Here is a 17,468-nt window from a genome sequence, read left to right as displayed (position 1 = left end):
TGCCTTCATCCGGGGCCTTCGCTCAGATAGAGATTGAATTTGAGATTCGCGTCCAGCAATTCCGACTCCACGCCTTCACGTTTTATCGCCACATCGACTAGCGCCATGGGCGGAACGGAACGCAAGGCATCCGCGATAAAACCGCGCACCTGGGCGTATCTGCCCCGCACCGGCACCAGCATCTCGTAGCGCGCGAGCTTCACGTCCTTCTCTCGCACCATGCGATATTCCGTGCCGTCAATCTCCACCGCGTGCTCGGTCGCGGACTGTACCACTTCGTTGATCCAGAACGGGGTCGAATCCACCTTCGGAAAAAACTCGTAAAACAGCTGCAACCCTTGGCTTCCGTGGACCGCCTTTCGGGCCACCACGCCGCGGGCTGGGGCGGGCTGGGCGGGCTCTGCTTTTAGTTGCGCCTGCATCGCTTCGGCCTTGGCCATGACCGCGTCGGATTCCGCGTGGCGCGGCAGCACGGCGGCGATAAAAAAAACTGCTGAAAAGATAATGAGCCCAAAGCCGATTTTTCCAGGAATGCCCAGCCGTTCCATTTGCCAACGCAGGCGCAGCCCGGCATTTGTCAAAATGCTCACGTCCATGATGCGGTCAACAGAAAAATGACGGGGCGATGAGGGTCGTCCCGCTTGATTTCATATTTAAGCAGATGGGCGTCCTTGAGCGCCGGCTCGCGTTCCAGGGCACCGACAAAATCCAGCATCGCCGCGATGTTCTTTGCCTCCGCCCCGATACGCATGATGCGGCCGGCAGCATCCGGCTGAAAGGAAAGCAGAGCCACATCAGGATTGGCTGCATATTCGACCGAGTCAAAAAGCGCCTGCCACGGCAAATCAAGTTCGCTCATTACCGCATTGGCCTTTTTTACTTCCTGCTTCATGTCGCGGCTGCTTGCATAGGATGACGGCGACGATGTTTGCTGAGGCCCTGTCCCTACTTTTCCTACAGTACTGCGCTGCGCCCGCCGCTCAATGCTGGCGATACGCGTATCCCAATAGGCCACTTCGTTGACGGCCATATTGAACTCGTACAGCACACCCGCCAATGCCACCGCGCCCAGCATCATAACGACGTAACCCGCAGGCTGCGCTCCGCCCCCGCTATCCGGAAATCTCAGCCTCAGACGGCGCATCAGGCTGCTCCAGCCCCGATTTCGGCCATGGTTGGATAGTGGGGCGGAGCAGGCATGCTTTCAGTTTGCAGGTGGGCTAGGCGCCAGCCGCAGTCCTCCGGCAAAGTGAATTCGGGATGCTCCGGCGCGAACAGGTAAACCGTCTCGTCCGCTTCCTTGTGCACGGAGAAAAGTATCGCATCCTGATGAAGCGCCGCAATCAACTCGTCTTCCGCACCATGCACGATCCGCTGGTTGCTTATGCGTTGCCACGCGCCATTCTCCACCAGCGCGAGGCAAAGGCGTCCGGTTTCCAGCAACGCGAACCATGTCCGGCTTTTATTGAATCGTTTGTGCCAGTGGTCGAATGCGCCCGTGAGATAGGGCTCGACATACTTCACCCTCGCCTTGCCCCGCGCGCTGACTTCCCCCAGCCGTTCCAGGAAGCTGCGTTCAACCGCAGCGCATATCCCCCCGCTGCATGGGTCCCATGAACTGACGCTGATGTCCCATGCCGCGGCACGTTCGCCGAATACCTCGCGCATTTGAAACGCGGCATATGCATGCAGCTCAGCCGGGGTTGCGATTGATGGTTGAGCGGTCAGGACTACATAGCGAACAAAGGCATTGGAAAGCGTGATGCTCATGTCCGCACCGCCAGCATTTTCAATCATCTGCTCGAATTGCTCAAGCGGAGCCTCCCAGGCGGGCAGCCCCGGCTTCTGTTTGCACGCGGCAGCCAGCCGGGCCGCCTGCCTCGGCTTGATGCCTTTTTGCAGGCGTGCCAAATCCACGCGTCCAGGCGCCAAAAAAACCTGCAGCCGGTCACGCCACAATGGTGACACGATTTGCCTCCTGCAAGCTCGTCTGCCCTGACCGCACCATATCCAGCGCCGCGTCGCGAAGGAAACGGGTGCCGTTACGCTTCGCCGCGTCCTTGATCCGACGTATCGGTTCCCGCGCTACGATGAGTTCGCGGATTTCATCATTCAATATCAGCATCTCGGCGATGGCGCTTCGTCCTCGGTAACCGCTGGCCCGGCAGTGGCCGCAGCCTTTTCCCGCGCGAAACCGGAACGTTTTCGCCCGCTCCGGGTCGATTCCGGACACTGCGATCAGCTGCTCGTCCGGTCGCTCTTCCATCGCGCAATGCGCGCACAGCAGGCGGACGAGCCGCTGCGCGGCAATTCCATTCAGAGCCGAGACAAAACTGTAGGGGTCCACCCCCATGTGGGAGAACCGGCCGATGACGTCGAATACGTTGTTGGCGTGTACCGTGGTGAATACCAAGTGGCCGGTCAACGCGGCCTGGATGGCGATTTGCGCCGTCTCCGGATCGCGAATTTCCCCAACCATTATTTTATCGGGGTCGTGGCGCAGAATCGAGCGTAAACCACGCACGAAGGTCAATCCCTTCTTCTCGTTGACGGGTATCTGCAACACGCCTGGCAACTGGTACTCGATTGGATCCTCGATGGTAATAATCTTATCGTGACCCGTATTGACTTCCGAAATCGCAGCATAAAGCGTTGTGGTTTTTCCGCTGCCCGTGGGTCCAGTCACTAGCAGCATACCGTAGGGCTCGGCGCTGAGCCGGCGCAAACTCGCCATTGTCACAGACTCGAAGCCAAGATGATCCAGGGTTAGACCCTCGACGTGATCGGCGAGCGCCTGCCGATCGAGAATACGCAGCACGGCGTCTTCCCCAAAAATACTGGGCATGATGGATACCCGAAAGTCGATTTCCCTTCCCTTGATGGAAACCTTGAAGCGGCCGTCCTGGGGCACGCGCCGTTCTGCAATATCCAGATCAGACATCACCTTGATGCGGGAAATGACCTGTTCCGCCAAATCCCCTCCTTGCACCACTCCGATACTGGTCAGGACACCGTCGATGCGGTATTTGATGGAAAGCGCGCCGGTCACCATTTCCAGATGTATGTCGCTTGCCTGTGATTTGTGCGCGTCGTATAAGGTGGAGTGCACCAGCTTTACCACTGGGCTCGTGCCTTCGTTGATCGTCTTCAGCGACAGGTCTTCCTCACCCGCGTGCTTGGTTCGGCTTGCCGCCGCGGGAAGCACGCTGTCCATCGCGCGCATGGTTTGTTCCTGCTGCGTAAAAAAGGCTGCTAAATCCGCCGGATGGACCAGATGCCACGCCGTTGGGATATCGATGCGGTCATCCGCCCAGGCTCTCAAATTCGGCGCGAACGGGTTCGCGACCGCAAGGATGTATGCCTCTCCGCTGCGAAATAACGCGCATTCCTCCGCAACGGCTTCGTTAAAGGACAATATGTCGAACGCGGGGCTGAATGTGCGCAGGCGCTCCATCGTCAGTACCGGCATACGCAGCAACCCGCCAAGTTCCGCTAACACCTGGTCGGGTTCGAAGCCGTATGTTTCCTCTAGAAAAGCGATTACCGGGACGCCTCGCCTGGATGCCTCATCCCGCGCCTCAGCAAGCTGATGTGGATCGATGTGAGGTATCTCGGCCAGCAGAGTCCCGGCTTCTATCATCTGGTTCATCCGACGTTTCCCGCCAACTGGAATATCGGCATATACATGAGAATGATAATTCCTCCGATTACTCCGCCGATAACCGCCATCAGTATCGGTTCGATCAGTTTGGTCAACCACTCGACCCAGCGGGAAATTTCTTCGTCGTGAAAATTGCCGATACGTTCCATCATCTCGCCCATAAGACCCGTTCTTTCGCCTACCCGCAACATGCGGTCGCCCACAGCAGTCGTCAGCCCTTCCGCTTCCATCGCGCTCGAGATGGTTTTTCCTTCACGGATGCGAACGGCAGCCGCGTGGACCTTTGGTCGAAAGTGGGGTTGCAGCAGTCCGCTCACCATCTCCAGCGCTTTTACCACCGGAATCCCGCCTCGCAGCAGCATACCCAACGTCCTGTAAAAACGCGCCAGTTGATAAACCCGCATGCGTTCCCCGATGGCTGGAATCCGCCATAACTGCTGAACCACGGTTACCCTGAATGCCGGACGCGTCACGGCATAAATCACGAGCGCCAACACAGCCGTTGCAACGCCCGCCAACTTCAATCCCTGTTCGTGCACAAGCTGCCCCCATTCAATCAGGAGCATGGACATCCAAGGCAGATCGGACCCGACATCCTCATAGATCGCGCTGAATTTCGGCACCACGAAAACAAGGAGGAACAGCCCCACCAGCAGTCCGATCACCAACAGAAGCACGGGATAAATGGAGGCACCGATCAGCTTCTTGCGGACCAGGTCCATCTGTGTATGATAGGTTATGAACCGCGTCAAGGCCTCAGGCAGATCGCCGGTGCGCTCGCTCGCCCTTGCGGTTGCAACATAAAGCGGGGGGAATGCTTGTGGAAAAAACTCCAGTGCACGGGAGAAGGTAACGCCTTCGTAAAGCCGCCCAAGCAATTCCTCGATAATTTTACGCACGCGAGCGTCTTGCTCTTTATCCGCCAGTGTCTCAATGCTCTCCACCAGGCTAAGCCCGGCTACCAGCAACGACAGCAGCTCCTGGCTGAAGTGAGCCAGGGGAAAGCGTAGTTTCGGCGTCGGCATCCAGCCGGAAAACCGACGCTTGACATTCAACACCATCCCGCCTTGCGCTACCACCTGGAGACGCGCCTCTTCCGCGCTCTCCGCGTTGAGCTCAAGAAATACCGTACCTCGTCCCGCAAGCACAGCTTTTACCTGATAGCGCATTGCAGCTTACCAGTTGGTGATATCCGCTGCTTCGCCCGTACCCCCGGGCTGGCCATCCTTGCCTAAAGAAAATAAATCGTACTCCCCGCGTTCCCCGGGATACTTGTAAACGTATGGCCGTCCCCACGGATCAGGTGGCGCGGCTTTCTTCAGATAAGGTCCCTGCCACTTCGGCTCATTCCCCGGGCGCGTCATCAATGCCGCCAGCCCCTGTTCGGTAGGTGGATAACGCCCGACATCAAGGCGATACTGGTCCAGAGCCTTTTCCAGGGCATCGAGCTGGGCTTGCGCTACTTTGACCTCGGACTTGCCCACCTGGGAAAAATACTTGGGCGCAACGTAGCCCGCGAGCAACCCTATGATAACCATCACGACCAGAAGTTCAAGCAACGTGAATCCGTAGGCCGCCCTGCCGCCGCGCAGATTGGAAGGACTCAGGCCAGTATTTCGAGGTTTACTCATAGATTTTTACAAAATAAAGCACAATATCCTAGGGCGTAGAGTGTAGGGTTTGGGTGTTACCAAAACATGACGGAACGGATGAGATTGATCCCGAGAGATTCGTGGAATCATATTAGCTTACCAACAATGTCGCAAGCAATAAAAGGAACTGAAAACAGATGCAAATTGGGGGGTAGAACGGGTTAGAGTTCCTAGTACCAAAGAACTATCGAGCCTTGCTGTCCGGAAAACATGTTCCGTACGAAGACATCAAATATTAAAGAACGCTACGAATGGTGTAACGAAGTCAATCCGAACGGACACTGGCATTTATCGCCAAGAGTACGTTATAATGTCATGATATTAAAGTAAATTATGCAAAAAATCTGAAACGAATAGCCCTATTTGCGTAATGTAACAATTTACACTATGCTTTTTTTTCAAATCAATCGTGGCAATAAAACCAACTCACACTCCACGTTATGGCTATCCGTGTCCTGCTCGTCAACAGTCATCAGATCGTACTCTGGGGACTGGAAAAGCTCATAAACGCTGAGTCGCCCAGTATGGAGGTTGTCGGCAAGGCAACCAATGGGCACGATGCCGCGCATGCGGCAAGGGAAAAAAAACCGGATATTCTTCTGCTCGACCTTTGTCTGGGAGGAGAAAGATGCAGCCCCCTGATTTCAGACTTGCTGAGCGAAGGACCTTTTCACATCATCATCTTTACCGAGTTTCACGATCAGGCGACCATCGATGAAGCTGTGCTCAGGGGAGCGCGAGGGGTGGTCTACAAAGAAGAGCCTCCGCATCAAATCATAAAAGCGATTGAGAAGGTCCACGCTGGCGAACTGTGGCTTGGTCGAAGCACTACGGGACGCCTTTTTATCAACTGTGTTCGCCCGGCACAAACGCCTCCTGATTCCACCACGAAAAAGATCAACGCCCTCACGCGGAAAGAGCGGGCGATCATGGGGGCCTTCGCAATCCAGGCGGGCGCCTCAAACAAAAAAATAGCGCAAAAGCTGTGTATCAGCGAACAGACCTTGAGGAACCATCTCACTTCTATTTTCAGCAAGCTGGAGATCACCAACCGCTTTGATCTTTTCATGTTTGCCAAACTTCATCACCGCGACTTCGGTATTTCTGAACCCGGTTCCGCACCTTCCAGCGACGGCTCCATCTGATTTCGACTACAGCGCCGGTCGGACACTCGGCTTTCCCCGCCGAAACCACTTGCCGAACGCGGCGATTCTCCCTTCCCGGCTCGTTGCTCGCATCCCTCTCTCGACGCATGTACTGCGTTTCTGTACTGGCATGGGGATGCAATAAGCAGTACATCTCCTTAAGAAAATTAGGACATCCCTCCGGTGTCCGTCCTTTCTTATTAGCCCATAATCCCCGGCAATAAAAGACAAGGCGCGTACAGTGCGCCGACGGGGGAAAAATCGCACCCCCCGTTCGGCACTTCAAACCCGTCAAATTCGGCACAGCGAGCCGCCAACGCGGCTACCTCTGCGCTGCCGCAGAACATTCGGATTAAAACCTGAGAATCAGCTGGCCTTGCTCCAATCGGGCAGGTGAGTCGACTCCGTTTTGTATCAAAACAACCACCAACCGCGAGGAGCCCAAAAATGAAGTTTCAACGTTGCTATGCTCCGGGGCAGTATTTTGCTTCTGATAACCCCGGGTACCCTTTAATCGCGGGGCCGTTCAGGCGCTTTTGCTCCGGCCTCAAGATACCGGCCATACTCTTTCTCGCAATTTTTTTTCTACCGGTGGGGGAAAGCATTGGCGCGCAACACCGCATCCAGATGACGGCGGAAGTGATCAGAGATGGCCTGCTCGCTTACCGGATGGTTGAGCACACGGTCGATGGCGTCGACATCACTTCCCGCTATGACGGCGAAGCCACCGTTCCCGGCCCGACGATTGTCCTCACCGAAGGCGACAAGGTGGTTATCACCATTCGCAATGGCATAACCATGCGGCCTGATCAGCAGGTCAGCATCCATACCCACGGCGTCCATTACCTGATTCTCAGCGACGGCACGCTAAAGGTTATCAACAAGGTCGAAGACGAAGGCGCCTATCCGGTCGGGTTTTATACCTACCTATGGGACGTGGCGGCAGGCACTGCAGGAACGTGGCCCTATCATGATCACAATTTCCTGACGCACAACGGTTCCGAACACAGGGGGCTGTTCGGCGCCCTCATTGTCAATCCGGCATCAGGCGCAGTGACTGCAAGCGTTGAAGGCAGAATCCAGAGCGTGCCTGTCGATAGCATTAAAAAAGATTATGTGCTTTTTCTGGGGGACGATGCCTTTTGGGGTACGGAAATAGATGGCGTCAGCAAGCAGCAAACACCGCGCTGGACCAACCCCGCCTTGACCGCGAAACACGGGGATAACGTTCGCTTCCATCTGATCGCAATGGGAACCGACCTGCATCAGTTCAGGCTCAAGGGTTACAAATGGGTTGACCCGGGAACCCACAACCTCATCGACAGGGCCAACATTGGCCCCCTCGAAAATCACGTTTTCACCATCAAATCTTCACATTCGGCCGATTACATCGACAGAAATTTTTCGAATCGTTTGATGGGCATGAGGGGGGACTTCAATGTCACCCGATAATGCAACGGCGCGCCAGGACATACAAGACATCAGAGGATACAGGATGAGCAAACTCATATTTGGAAGGAAATTGTTAACTGCAGTGGCGTTTGGGCTGGTTGTCAGCATGCCATTGGGTTCGACCGTCGCGCTGGCGGCGTCCCATACCATCGTAATGTCGGCCGAAATACTGCCGAATGGCCAACACGGCTACAAGATGGTCAGTCACGGCGGAAACAACGGCTCCAATTATCCCGCTACTGCCGTCATTCCGGGCCCAACCCTGTTCGTAAAGCAGGGAGACTCGGTGAGCGTGCAACTCATCAACAACACCAAGGAGAAAGTGGGTTTCAAGGTACCCGGCCTTTCAACTGGCAGCAAGGTCGAACCCGGCCAGACAGGAAGCTATAGCGTAGACACCAGCGCGACGGGCACACACCCCTACCATGACGGAAAGCTGGGACTCACCGGCCTGTTTGGGGCCATTGTCGTCGACAGGCCCGACGGGAAGTTGGAAAGCTACCTCGACGCTGACGGGAAGATCGTTCCTGTGAAGCAGCGGGATGTAAAAAAACAGCAAGTGCTGTTCATGGTCGGCTCAACCTTCTGGGGCACGGAAATCTCCCAGGACGGAACACAGACCCCTCTTTGGACCAATCCCACTCTGGGTGCTGTTCATAACGACATCGTCCGATTCCATATCCTGTCGGTCGGACCGGGACATACCTTTCACCTCCATGCCCACCGCTGGCTCAAACCTGTGACGGAAACTCGAAGGGATAAGAGCGGCCATTCCCGGGATGACAAGGACAGGGATGACTACGCGCATTTCAGAAGAGATGGAGATCGGGATGAGGATGGGGATGGGGACGATGATCGTCACCACAATTCATCCAAAGGTACTGTCGAACATCGCGGCACACCCGGCATCATCGACACCAAGCTGCTGGCTGACCGTTTCGACAGTCATGTGTTCACAGTAAAAGCAGGCACGGGCGTCGGCCCTGGCAGTTGGCAGTACCATTGCCACCTGTTTTCCCACATGGAAGCAGGTATGCACGGCAGTTTCAGGGTTGATCCCGTCGGCTCACCACAAATGGGAACCAGCATCGCTGGCGCATCTCCTCACGGGGCCATTTTCGGCAATTCGAGCAATGACCCCGGTCTTGTCACTTTCGTAATTTCGGACCAACCCGGCACCTGGTTCAGGAGCGCCCGGGCCGATACGATTTTCGGCATTACCGGCGGTACCCGGTCCCTGGAAGTACTCCCTCCCGGCGGAAGCGTCAACTTCATCATGTCGGACACCAACACGGTGCATACGATAACCAGCCTGTTATGGCCCAGCGGCGCCGACCACATGCCTTTTGACCAGGTCAGGGCCTACAAGGGCGGAGGACTGGTGCATTTGTCTAAACCGGGCCTGTATGTGTTCACCTGCAAGGTGCATCCCTATATGTTTGGGGCTGTCATCGTGGACGATCCCGCAACCGACGGCCTTGATCTCGGCGATACTATCGATCTGGCCACGGGCATAAAAAATCTTCCTACCAGCAGCGACCTGGCGACCTTCCTGCTGAAAACCTTCTTTATCGCCACCGCCCCCAACAACTGGCAGGATTACACGGCTTCCACACCGTGGAAGATAACCTATCCTAACGTTTCGGTCCGGGTGACCGGCGGAACGGTGGTTAATTTACCCGAGGTGATGACGGCACGTTATGGGAACGACATTGCACTCACCCCGCCAACGCCTCCGCGCGTCCACGGGGTGGGTGAGGTATGGGTCGATACCCAGTTTGAAAAAACTGCCGGCAAGAGCAAGCCGGGAACCATCTCGGTAGTTGACACGGCAACCTGGAAAGTGACCCGGAAGATCGCCCTGCCGGAGATCAACATGAACAATCCCCACAATATGTGGACAAACAAGGATCAATCGGTTGTCTACCAGACCCAGTGGTTTGACAATAAATTGACCATGATAGATAAAAGGACCGGCAAGCTGATCAAGAATATCCGCGTGGGCGAGGCTCCTGCCCATGTCATGACTCGTCCCGATAACGACGACATTACGGTCACCAATAATGGCGAAGACGGCGTGTCCATCATCCCGGCGGGCACAATGAAGGTCAAAGAGATCATGCCAACGCAAAAGTCCGGCCAGCTCGCCACCAATCCTCATGGCCACTGGATCAGCACGGACGGAAACCAGGTCGTCACGCCAAATATCTTTACCAATGATGTGGGCTTCTATGACATCGACAGCGGCGCCATCCTGGAAAGAACGCCAACCGGCGGCTCTGCCCCGGGTGCGCACCCCATCGCTATCGGCATGATGCCTGATTCCAGCAAGTTCTATGCGGCGAACCTGTTGCATCATAGCGTGAGCGTGATTGACAGGAATGGGACGTTGCTGAAAACCATCAATCTCATCGCCGACTATAACCCCATTGACGGAACGATACAGGACCGCGATGGAGATGGGCAGGCAACAGTCGGCATCCTTCCCATCCAGCTGCCGGTTTCCCCGGATGGCCGTGCAGTAGTAGTAGCCAATATGGGCCAATCGATAATTGTCATAGATACCCTTACCGACCGGGTGGTGAAGATGCTTCCGTGCGATGCGGGTTGCCACGGCGCCAATTTTGGTGCGAAAAAAGGCGGGGGATACTATGCCTATGTCAGCAGCAAGTTCGCCAATGAGCTGATCGTGGTCGACGTCGATCCAAACAATGACGGCAATCTGTCGGATGCGGAAGTAGCAGGCCGGGTTCCGCTTGTCAGCAACAGCCATACGCACACTGATGACCGTATCACCAGCCTGGCAGGCTATGGCGGGCAAGGAGTTCTTGCTATCCCCAACGTATACAATAGCTGGGTCAAGAACCTGCCTGATGAATGGAAGAGCCAGCTGACACCCGCACAACAAAACCCGTCTCATCGCTGATTATAAAAACAACATAGTTTCTGATACCTCCCTCTCAGCGGCCATCGATTATCGATGGCCCTTTTTTTTGCGCGTGGAGCCAGGATACTGAACTGGAAATATTTGGTGGGCTGAATTTGAACTGAGAACAATTGTTCTCTATAATGAGATCAACTGTCCTCAATTCAAATTCATGCATCCCATGCAACCGCTCGACATTTTTTCTTACCTCGGCAAGCTTCAGGATTACTATGCCCGGGAAAGGATCATTCCTTCCACCACGCAATTGTCCGTGCTGTGGAACGTAAAGGCGCGTTCCTGGACGCATCAGATCGTTCAACGCCTGAAGGAGGAAGGCTTTCTGGAAACGGCGGCAGGGAGCCGCCTCCGCCCCGGACCCCGTTTCTTTGAGCGAACAGTCGGGCATGCAGTCCGGGCGGGCCTGCCTCAACAGGCTGCCGACGTTCAGCCCGAGTTGCTGCGTATAGATGATTACCTGATCGAAAAACCCTCTCAAACCATTCTTTTTCCCGTCAAAGGCGATTCCATGGTCGATCTGGGAATTCTTGAGGGAGACATGGTGATTATCGAACGCAGCAATTCAGCCTCGTCAGGCCAGGTCGTGCTGGCAATCGTGGATAACGAATTCACCCTCAAGGTCCTGGCCAGGGATAAGGAAGGCTATTATCTCGAAGCGCGCAACGAGAAACGAAGCCAGGATTACCCCCCCATCCGGCCTGAGCAGGAACTGGAAATCTACGGGTTTTATATCGGCCTGTTTCGCAAGGCTTCCGTTTCCGGCCACCGCCTCGGCCTCAACCGGTAATGATGGGATTTTTGCCATGCCGATGCCTGCTTCCCCACCCTTGGCGCCGCTATCGCTTTTGCAAATCGAAGCCCGATTCAAGGGCAGAATATGGCGAGGCGACACGTTGGGATTTTCCGCCGAGCCCGTTCTTTCCAGTGGCTTTGATGAACTGGACAGGGAATTGCCCGGAGGGGGATGGCCTACCCGCAACCTGACAGAGTTGCTGCTGCCAGCGGAAGGGTTGGGGGAAATAGGCTTATTGAGTGCGCCGCTCGCTCAGATAACCGGGAATGAAAGAAATATTCTGCTGGTAAGTCCTCCTTATCTCCCTTATATGCCCGCCTGGGAGAATCTGGATATTGATAGCCGGCGCGTGGTGATGGTCAGGGTTCACAAGCCCGCCGAGCGATTATGGGCGTTTGAGCAGGGTATCAGGAGCGGCGCCTTTGGAGTGGTCATTGGCTGGCTACCCGAGGCAAGCCAGCAAACCACGCGTAAGCTGCAAATTCTGGCAAGGTCTGCCGCAATGGTGGTTTTTTTGCTCAGGCCGGCCAGTGCGCAATCGGAACCCTCGGCAGCGCCGCTAAGATTATTGCTCGGCCCAGCACGCTGCCATACTCTGGCCTTGTATCTGCTCAAGCGCCGCGGCCCCCCCGCTGCCTCACCCATTCGTATTGTACTGGGCTGGCGCAGGTACTTTTCAAGCTCCGCTGCGCCTCTCTCCGCTTCAGACCAACACAATGCTGTGGATCGCTCTTCATTGTCCCGCGTTATCGCTTGACTGTATCGAGCGCCGGTTTCCGGTGGCGCTCATACCGCCGATGGCGGTAACGGCGCGCAAGGGCAACCGGGTGTATGTCCAGCAGGCCAATCAACTGGCGCAGGAGCAGGGAATAATGGCTCATCAATCGCTCGCCAGCGCCCTGGCGCTTTTTTCCGATCTGGTGATAATGGAACAGGATTTGGCTGAGGAGATGAAAGCGCTGCAAGGGGCTGCATATGCCGCGCTGCGTTTCACACCCAATATTGTCTTGCAACACACTGGCCTTGTTGCTGAAGTTTCCACAAGCCTGAAGCTGTTTGGCGGCCTGAAGAAGTTGTGCCAGCTGCTGATAAAGGCAGTGGCCGCCCAGGGCCTGCAACTCTGCGCGGCGGTTGCTCCCACCGCGAAGGGGGCATGGCTGCTGGCGCAATCGGCACCGCCTGGAACCATCATCAATGGCACAAGCAATGAGACAAGCACCAAATTTCGCTTATTGCTCGATTCCCTTCCTGTCGCATTGCTGGAATCGGCCCAGTCCCACCTTGAAGTCATTCGGGGAATCGGCTGCCAGACACTGGTTGACTTGAGACGCCTGCCTCGCGCCGGGATTGCTCGGCGTTTTGGCCCGGGTCTGCCCACGGAAATGGATCGTGCTTACGGAGACTCGCCGGATCCCCAGGAATGGTTCAAGGCGCCGGAGCACTTCCAGCAGAAGATGAGGCTGATGGCGCAAGTTGAAAGCGTGGAGCTGCTGCTGATCCCCGTGCAGCGAATGATCCACCAGATGTACGGGTGGCTGGCTTCACGCCATGCGGCGGTTTCCTCCTTCTCGCTGGTATTGCAGCATGAACATTCCCTGCGGCAACCGCAACGATTCACACCCATATATATACAGCTATCGGAACAGAGCGGCGACCCGGGCCATTTGATGCTTTTGCTGCGCGAGCGTCTGGAGCGGACAAAACTCGCGGCCCCGGTTTGCGAACTGACACTGACAGCGGATGAAATCACCGCGGGAAGAGATGCCAACCTGGAACTATTCCCCAACGCGCAATCGGAAACCACCTCGCTGAACCGCTTTATCGAAAAACTTTCCGCCCGCCTGGGGCCACAGGCTGTCACGGGTTTGAAGGTTATCCCGGACCACCGGCCGGAACGCAGCCAGAGATGCGAGGCTCCGGGAAACCGGATGAATGAAAGGAAGATTGTTTCAGGCCAGAAAGAATCCCGGGAAGCCATTCCGCCTAAATCAACCCGTCCCGCCTGGCTGATGGAAACCCCGGTGGAGCTGAAGCTGCAGCGCCAGCAACCGGTCTATGGCTCGCCACTGAAACTGATTGCAGGACCGGAACGGATCGAAGCGGGCTGGTGGGATGATGCGTTGGTCGCGCGCGATTATTTCATTGCGGAGAATGACCTCGGCCAGCTGTTATGGATCTACCGGGAACATAGCGAACCCAGTGAACATAATGCGGCAACGACCAGGAACCAGAGCTGGTATTTGCAGGGACTGTTTGGCTAGCCATTGCTCATCATGAACCTACCCCATGAATTCCATGAATTCCTTCGTTCCCCCATACGCTGAACTTCATTGCCGCTCCAGCTTCAGCTTCCTCAAGGGAGCCTCCATGCCGGAGGAACTGGTCGAGCGTGCCGCGAGCCTGGGCTATGACGCGCTTGCCATCACCGATGAATGTTCCATGGCGGGTGTGGTTAGAGCCCATTCGGAAGCGAAGAAAACAGGGTTGCATCTGCTGATCGGCAGCGAATTCTTTCTGGAGGATGGATTGAGGCTGGTTTGCCTCGCCATGAACCGGAATGGCTACGGCAACCTGTGCGAGCTCATCACGCTGGCGCGGCAACGTGCGGAAAAAGGCGCTTACCGCATCAGCCGGGAGGACTTCGAAAGCTGTCCGGATGCTCCACATCTCGCTCTACTACCAGACTGCCTGGTCTTGCTTATTCCCGACCCTGCGCAGGCAGACAGCTCTTTGCTGGCTGACATGCGCTGGGCGCTGTCGCTTTTTCCCGGCCGCTGCTGGACCGCAGTCGAGCTGTTGCTTCATGCGGGTGAAGACCTGCTGTTTGGAAGAATACGCCAGGTTGCGGATATCACGGGCATGCCTTTGGTGGCCGCGGGCGATGTCAGCATGCATGATGCTTCCCAAAAGCCTCTGCAGGATACGATGGCCGCCATTCGCCTGGGCAAGCCGTTGGCGGAATGCGGTTATGACCTGCAGCCCAATGCGGAACAATATTTGCGTTCGAAGTTGCAGCTGGAACAAATCTACCCACTGGAACTCCTCCAGGAGACGGCAAGCATTGCCGCCCGCTGTGCCTTTTCGCTGGATGAGCTGCGCTACCAGTACCCCGATGAATTGACTGGGACTGATGAGACGTATGCCGCCTACCTGCGGCGCATGGTGGAAGAGGGCATAACCAGGCGTTTCCCGGGGGGCATTTCAGTCAAGGTCAGGGAACAGGTCGAGCACGAATTGGACCTGATCGCGGAGCTCAACTATGAGCCCTATTTCCTGACGGTATTTGATATCGTAAGGCACGCCCGCTCGCGCGGCATTCTTTGCCAGGGACGCGGCTCGGCAGCCAATTCCGCGGTGTGCTATTGCCTGGGCATCACCGAGATTGATCCGGCGCGCAGCAATCTGCTGTTTGAGCGGTTTATTTCCAGGGAGCGTAACGAAGCTCCCGATATCGATGTCGATTTCGAGCATCAGCGCAGGGAAGAAGTCATCCAGTATATCTATGAGAAATACGGCCAGGACCGTGCCGCCATTGCTGCAACGGTCATCACCTACCGCACCCGCTCGGCGGTCCAGGATGTCGGCAAGGCCCTCGGCCTGGATCTCGAACGCGTCAGGCGGCTGTCCGGCTCGTTTGCCTGGTGGGACAACAGCTCGGAAATCCGCCAGCGACTGACCGAAAACGGCTTCGATCCCGACAGTCCGGTTATCCAGAAGCTGATTGCACTGACCACTCTCCTGTATGGCTATCCGCGCCATCTGTCCCAGCATGTAGGCGGCTTTGTCATTACGCGCGACAAACTGTGCCGTATCGTTCCCATCGAAAATGCCGCCATGCCGGACCGCCGCATCATCCAATGGGACAAGGACGATCTGGACGCGGTAGGGCTGATGAAAATCGACGTGCTCGCGCTGGGCATGCTCTCCGCCATTCGCCGCGCGCTGGATCTGGTTTCCGCGCGACGTGGAATCCTGTTCCGGATGCAGGATATTCCCGCGGAAGATGAAAAGACCTATGACATGATCTGCAAGGCAGATACGGTGGGCGTCTTCCAGATCGAATCGCGCGCGCAGATGTCGATGCTGCCGCGTTTGAAGCCGCGTAAATTCTACGACCTGGTGATAGAAGTGGGCATTGTCCGGCCGGGGCCGATACAAGGTGGCATGGTGCACCCCTATCTGCGCCGCCGCCAGGGTCTGGAACCTGTAACCTATCCAGGCGAAGGCGTGAGAGAGGCCCTGGAGCGCACAATGGGGGTGCCGATCTTTCAGGAACAGGTCATGCAGTTGGCGATTCTTGCCGCAGGCTTTACCTCGGGCGAAGCGGACCAATTGCGGCGCTCCATGGCGGCCTGGAGAAAGAAGGGCCTGCTTGGCTCCTTCCGTGCGCGCCTGATTAGCGGCATGGTCAGCCGCGGCTATAAACTCGAATTTGCCGAGCAAATCTTCCGCCAAATCGAAGGCTTTGGCGAATACGGATTTCCTGAATCCCATGCCGCCAGCTTCGCGCTGCTGGTTTATGTATCCGCCTGGCTCAAGTGCCATGAACCGGCCGCCTTCCTGTGCGCCATGCTGAACAGCCTGCCGATGGGTTTTTATAGCGCCTCGCAACTGATCCAGGATGCCAAACGGCATGGCGTCCAGATCAGGCCGGTGGACGTGACTGTCAGCGAGTGGGAATGCACGCTTGAAGAACAGAATGATGAGCCTTCCCAATCCATTGCATCCACCGCACCTGCTCTATCCATGTCGCCTGCTGTCCGGCTGGGCTTGAACCGGGTGAAAGGAATGGGGCTGGAAGCGGCCACGCGTATCATGGGAGCAAGAAAAATCTCGCCATTTGAAAATACCGGCGACCTGGCCAGCCGCGCACTATTGAATGCCACGGAAATTCGCGCGCTTGCCGGCTCGGATGCATTACTCGCCTTATCGGGTCATCGGCGCCAGACGCTATGGGCGGTGGCGTCCCACATCAGGCAACAGGACATGATGCAGAACGCGCCAGTGAAAGAGGCGTTGCCGGTCATCTCCGCCGCTCCCGAGGGAGAGGAAATCCTGGCGGATTACGCCAGTACGGGGCTCACCCTGCGCAGGCACCCGCTGGCCCTGCTGCGGCCGAAATTATCGCGGATGAATCTGCGCTCGGCCATGGAACTGGATAACTATCCCCCGGGGCGGCTGCTGCGAACCACTGGCATCGTCACCTGCCGACAGCGGCCCGGCACAGCCAGCGGTGTCATGTTTATCACCCTGGAAGACGAGACCGGAATAATCAATGTTGTGTTATGGAACCAGCTTATTCAGAAATACCGCCGCGAAGCGTTGGGCGCACGACTGTTGACCGTGTATGGCGTATGGCAATCCGAAAGCGGCGTCAAGCACGTGATTGCCAAGCGGCTGGTGGACCATAGTCACTTGCTGGGGAATTTGATGGTGGCGAGCAGAGATTTTCATTAGTCGTTCTCATAGTCTAGGGTCAAAAAACGGAGCATGCCCTTTTCCCAATAAGACTTGTTTTTCCTCCATTGCCATCTATAAAGGAAATATCTGCCCCCCACATAATTTTTGCCGGCTGAGAGGAGATCTGAAATGAATATGCCCGGTTTTACCGCCGAGTCCTCGGCTTATAAGACAAGAGGACACTATCGCCATTATCAAATGGCTTCAGGTTTTACGGATAACAGCGCAAGTGTTGTTCAGCCACAAGCATGTGATCTCGCCTGTCTCGGCGAATGCCGGGAGGGCTGTGCTGGCCTTACAGGCAGGGAGCATGCGGACTGCATAAGGGCTTGCAGGTCGGAATGCGGCTGCACACCGCAGC

The 17,468-nt window shown here is 56.3% G+C and carries 13 protein-coding genes; 7 read left to right on the top strand and 6 right to left on the bottom strand.

Annotation, left to right across the window (positions count from 1 at the left end):
* Positions 1 to 5: 5 nt before the first annotated feature.
* From BM022_RS00315 to gspG, 6 genes are read right to left on the bottom strand one after another with little or no spacing between them, the layout of a single operon-like run.
* The gene (locus BM022_RS00315) at positions 6 to 596 is read right to left on the bottom strand and encodes a hypothetical protein (RefSeq protein ID WP_091135630.1); all 591 of its coding nucleotides are present in this window, start codon (positions 594 to 596) and stop codon (positions 6 to 8) included.
* Complete coding sequence (locus BM022_RS00310; RefSeq protein WP_091135628.1) at positions 587 to 1,144, bottom strand: fimbrial assembly protein; 558 nt, start codon at positions 1,142 to 1,144, stop codon at positions 587 to 589. Before BM022_RS00310 ends, BM022_RS00315 begins: the two co-directional genes overlap by 10 nt.
* Positions 1,144 to 1,968, bottom strand: a complete 825-nt coding sequence (locus BM022_RS00305) for a hypothetical protein (protein ID WP_256208759.1) — start codon at positions 1,966 to 1,968, stop codon at positions 1,144 to 1,146. The genes BM022_RS00310 and BM022_RS00305 overlap by 1 nt, the downstream gene beginning before the upstream one ends.
* Positions 1,949 to 3,640, bottom strand: coding sequence for a GspE/PulE family protein (locus BM022_RS00300; protein WP_091136074.1), 1,692 nt, complete (start codon positions 3,638 to 3,640; stop codon positions 1,949 to 1,951). The genes BM022_RS00305 and BM022_RS00300 overlap by 20 nt, the downstream gene beginning before the upstream one ends.
* A gap of 5 nt (positions 3,641 to 3,645) precedes the next feature.
* Positions 3,646 to 4,830 carry a type II secretion system F family protein gene (locus BM022_RS00295; RefSeq protein ID WP_091135626.1) on the bottom strand — a complete coding sequence of 395 codons (1,185 nt, stop codon included), beginning with the start codon at positions 4,828 to 4,830 and terminating at the stop codon, positions 3,646 to 3,648.
* 6 nt (positions 4,831 to 4,836) lie between these two features.
* Positions 4,837 to 5,292 (bottom strand): type II secretion system major pseudopilin GspG, encoded by a 456-nt coding sequence (gene gspG, locus BM022_RS00290; protein ID WP_091135623.1) that lies wholly within the window; start codon positions 5,290 to 5,292, stop codon positions 4,837 to 4,839.
* A gap of 461 nt (positions 5,293 to 5,753) precedes the next feature.
* Here gspG and BM022_RS00285 point away from each other — a divergent pair, with 461 nt between their 5' ends.
* From BM022_RS00285 to BM022_RS00255, 7 genes are all read left to right on the top strand, one after another.
* Complete coding sequence (locus tag BM022_RS00285) at positions 5,754 to 6,458, top strand: response regulator transcription factor (RefSeq protein ID WP_091135621.1); 705 nt, start codon at positions 5,754 to 5,756, stop codon at positions 6,456 to 6,458.
* Positions 6,459 to 6,905: 447 nt separating this feature from the next.
* Positions 6,906 to 7,910 carry a multicopper oxidase domain-containing protein gene (locus BM022_RS00280; protein ID WP_091135619.1) on the top strand — a complete coding sequence of 335 codons (1,005 nt, stop codon included), beginning with the start codon at positions 6,906 to 6,908 and terminating at the stop codon, positions 7,908 to 7,910.
* A 43-nt stretch (positions 7,911 to 7,953) separates the two neighbouring features.
* Positions 7,954 to 10,836 carry a beta-propeller fold lactonase family protein gene (locus BM022_RS00275; protein ID WP_218146804.1) on the top strand — a complete coding sequence of 961 codons (2,883 nt, stop codon included), beginning with the start codon at positions 7,954 to 7,956 and terminating at the stop codon, positions 10,834 to 10,836.
* Positions 10,837 to 11,017: 181 nt separating this feature from the next.
* Positions 11,018 to 11,641, top strand: coding sequence for a LexA family protein (locus BM022_RS00270; protein WP_091136069.1), 624 nt, complete (start codon positions 11,018 to 11,020; stop codon positions 11,639 to 11,641).
* 16 nt (positions 11,642 to 11,657) lie between these two features.
* Positions 11,658 to 12,404: a translesion DNA synthesis-associated protein ImuA gene (gene imuA / locus BM022_RS00265; protein WP_143079496.1), complete on the top strand. Its 747-nt coding sequence runs from the start codon at positions 11,658 to 11,660 to the stop codon at positions 12,402 to 12,404.
* Positions 12,364 to 13,908 carry a Y-family DNA polymerase gene (locus tag BM022_RS00260; RefSeq protein WP_091135617.1) on the top strand — a complete coding sequence of 515 codons (1,545 nt, stop codon included), beginning with the start codon at positions 12,364 to 12,366 and terminating at the stop codon, positions 13,906 to 13,908. The genes imuA and BM022_RS00260 overlap by 41 nt, the downstream gene beginning before the upstream one ends.
* A gap of 25 nt (positions 13,909 to 13,933) precedes the next feature.
* Entirely contained in the window at positions 13,934 to 17,104 is a 3,171-nt protein-coding gene (locus tag BM022_RS00255) for an error-prone DNA polymerase (protein WP_091135615.1), read from the top strand.
* Positions 17,105 to 17,468 lie beyond the last annotated feature (364 nt).

This window comes from Nitrosospira sp. Nsp14, from assembly GCF_900113575.1.
GTDB lineage: Bacteria > Pseudomonadota > Gammaproteobacteria > Burkholderiales > Nitrosomonadaceae > Nitrosospira.
This window is presented reverse-complemented; position numbering and strand designations above follow the sequence as displayed.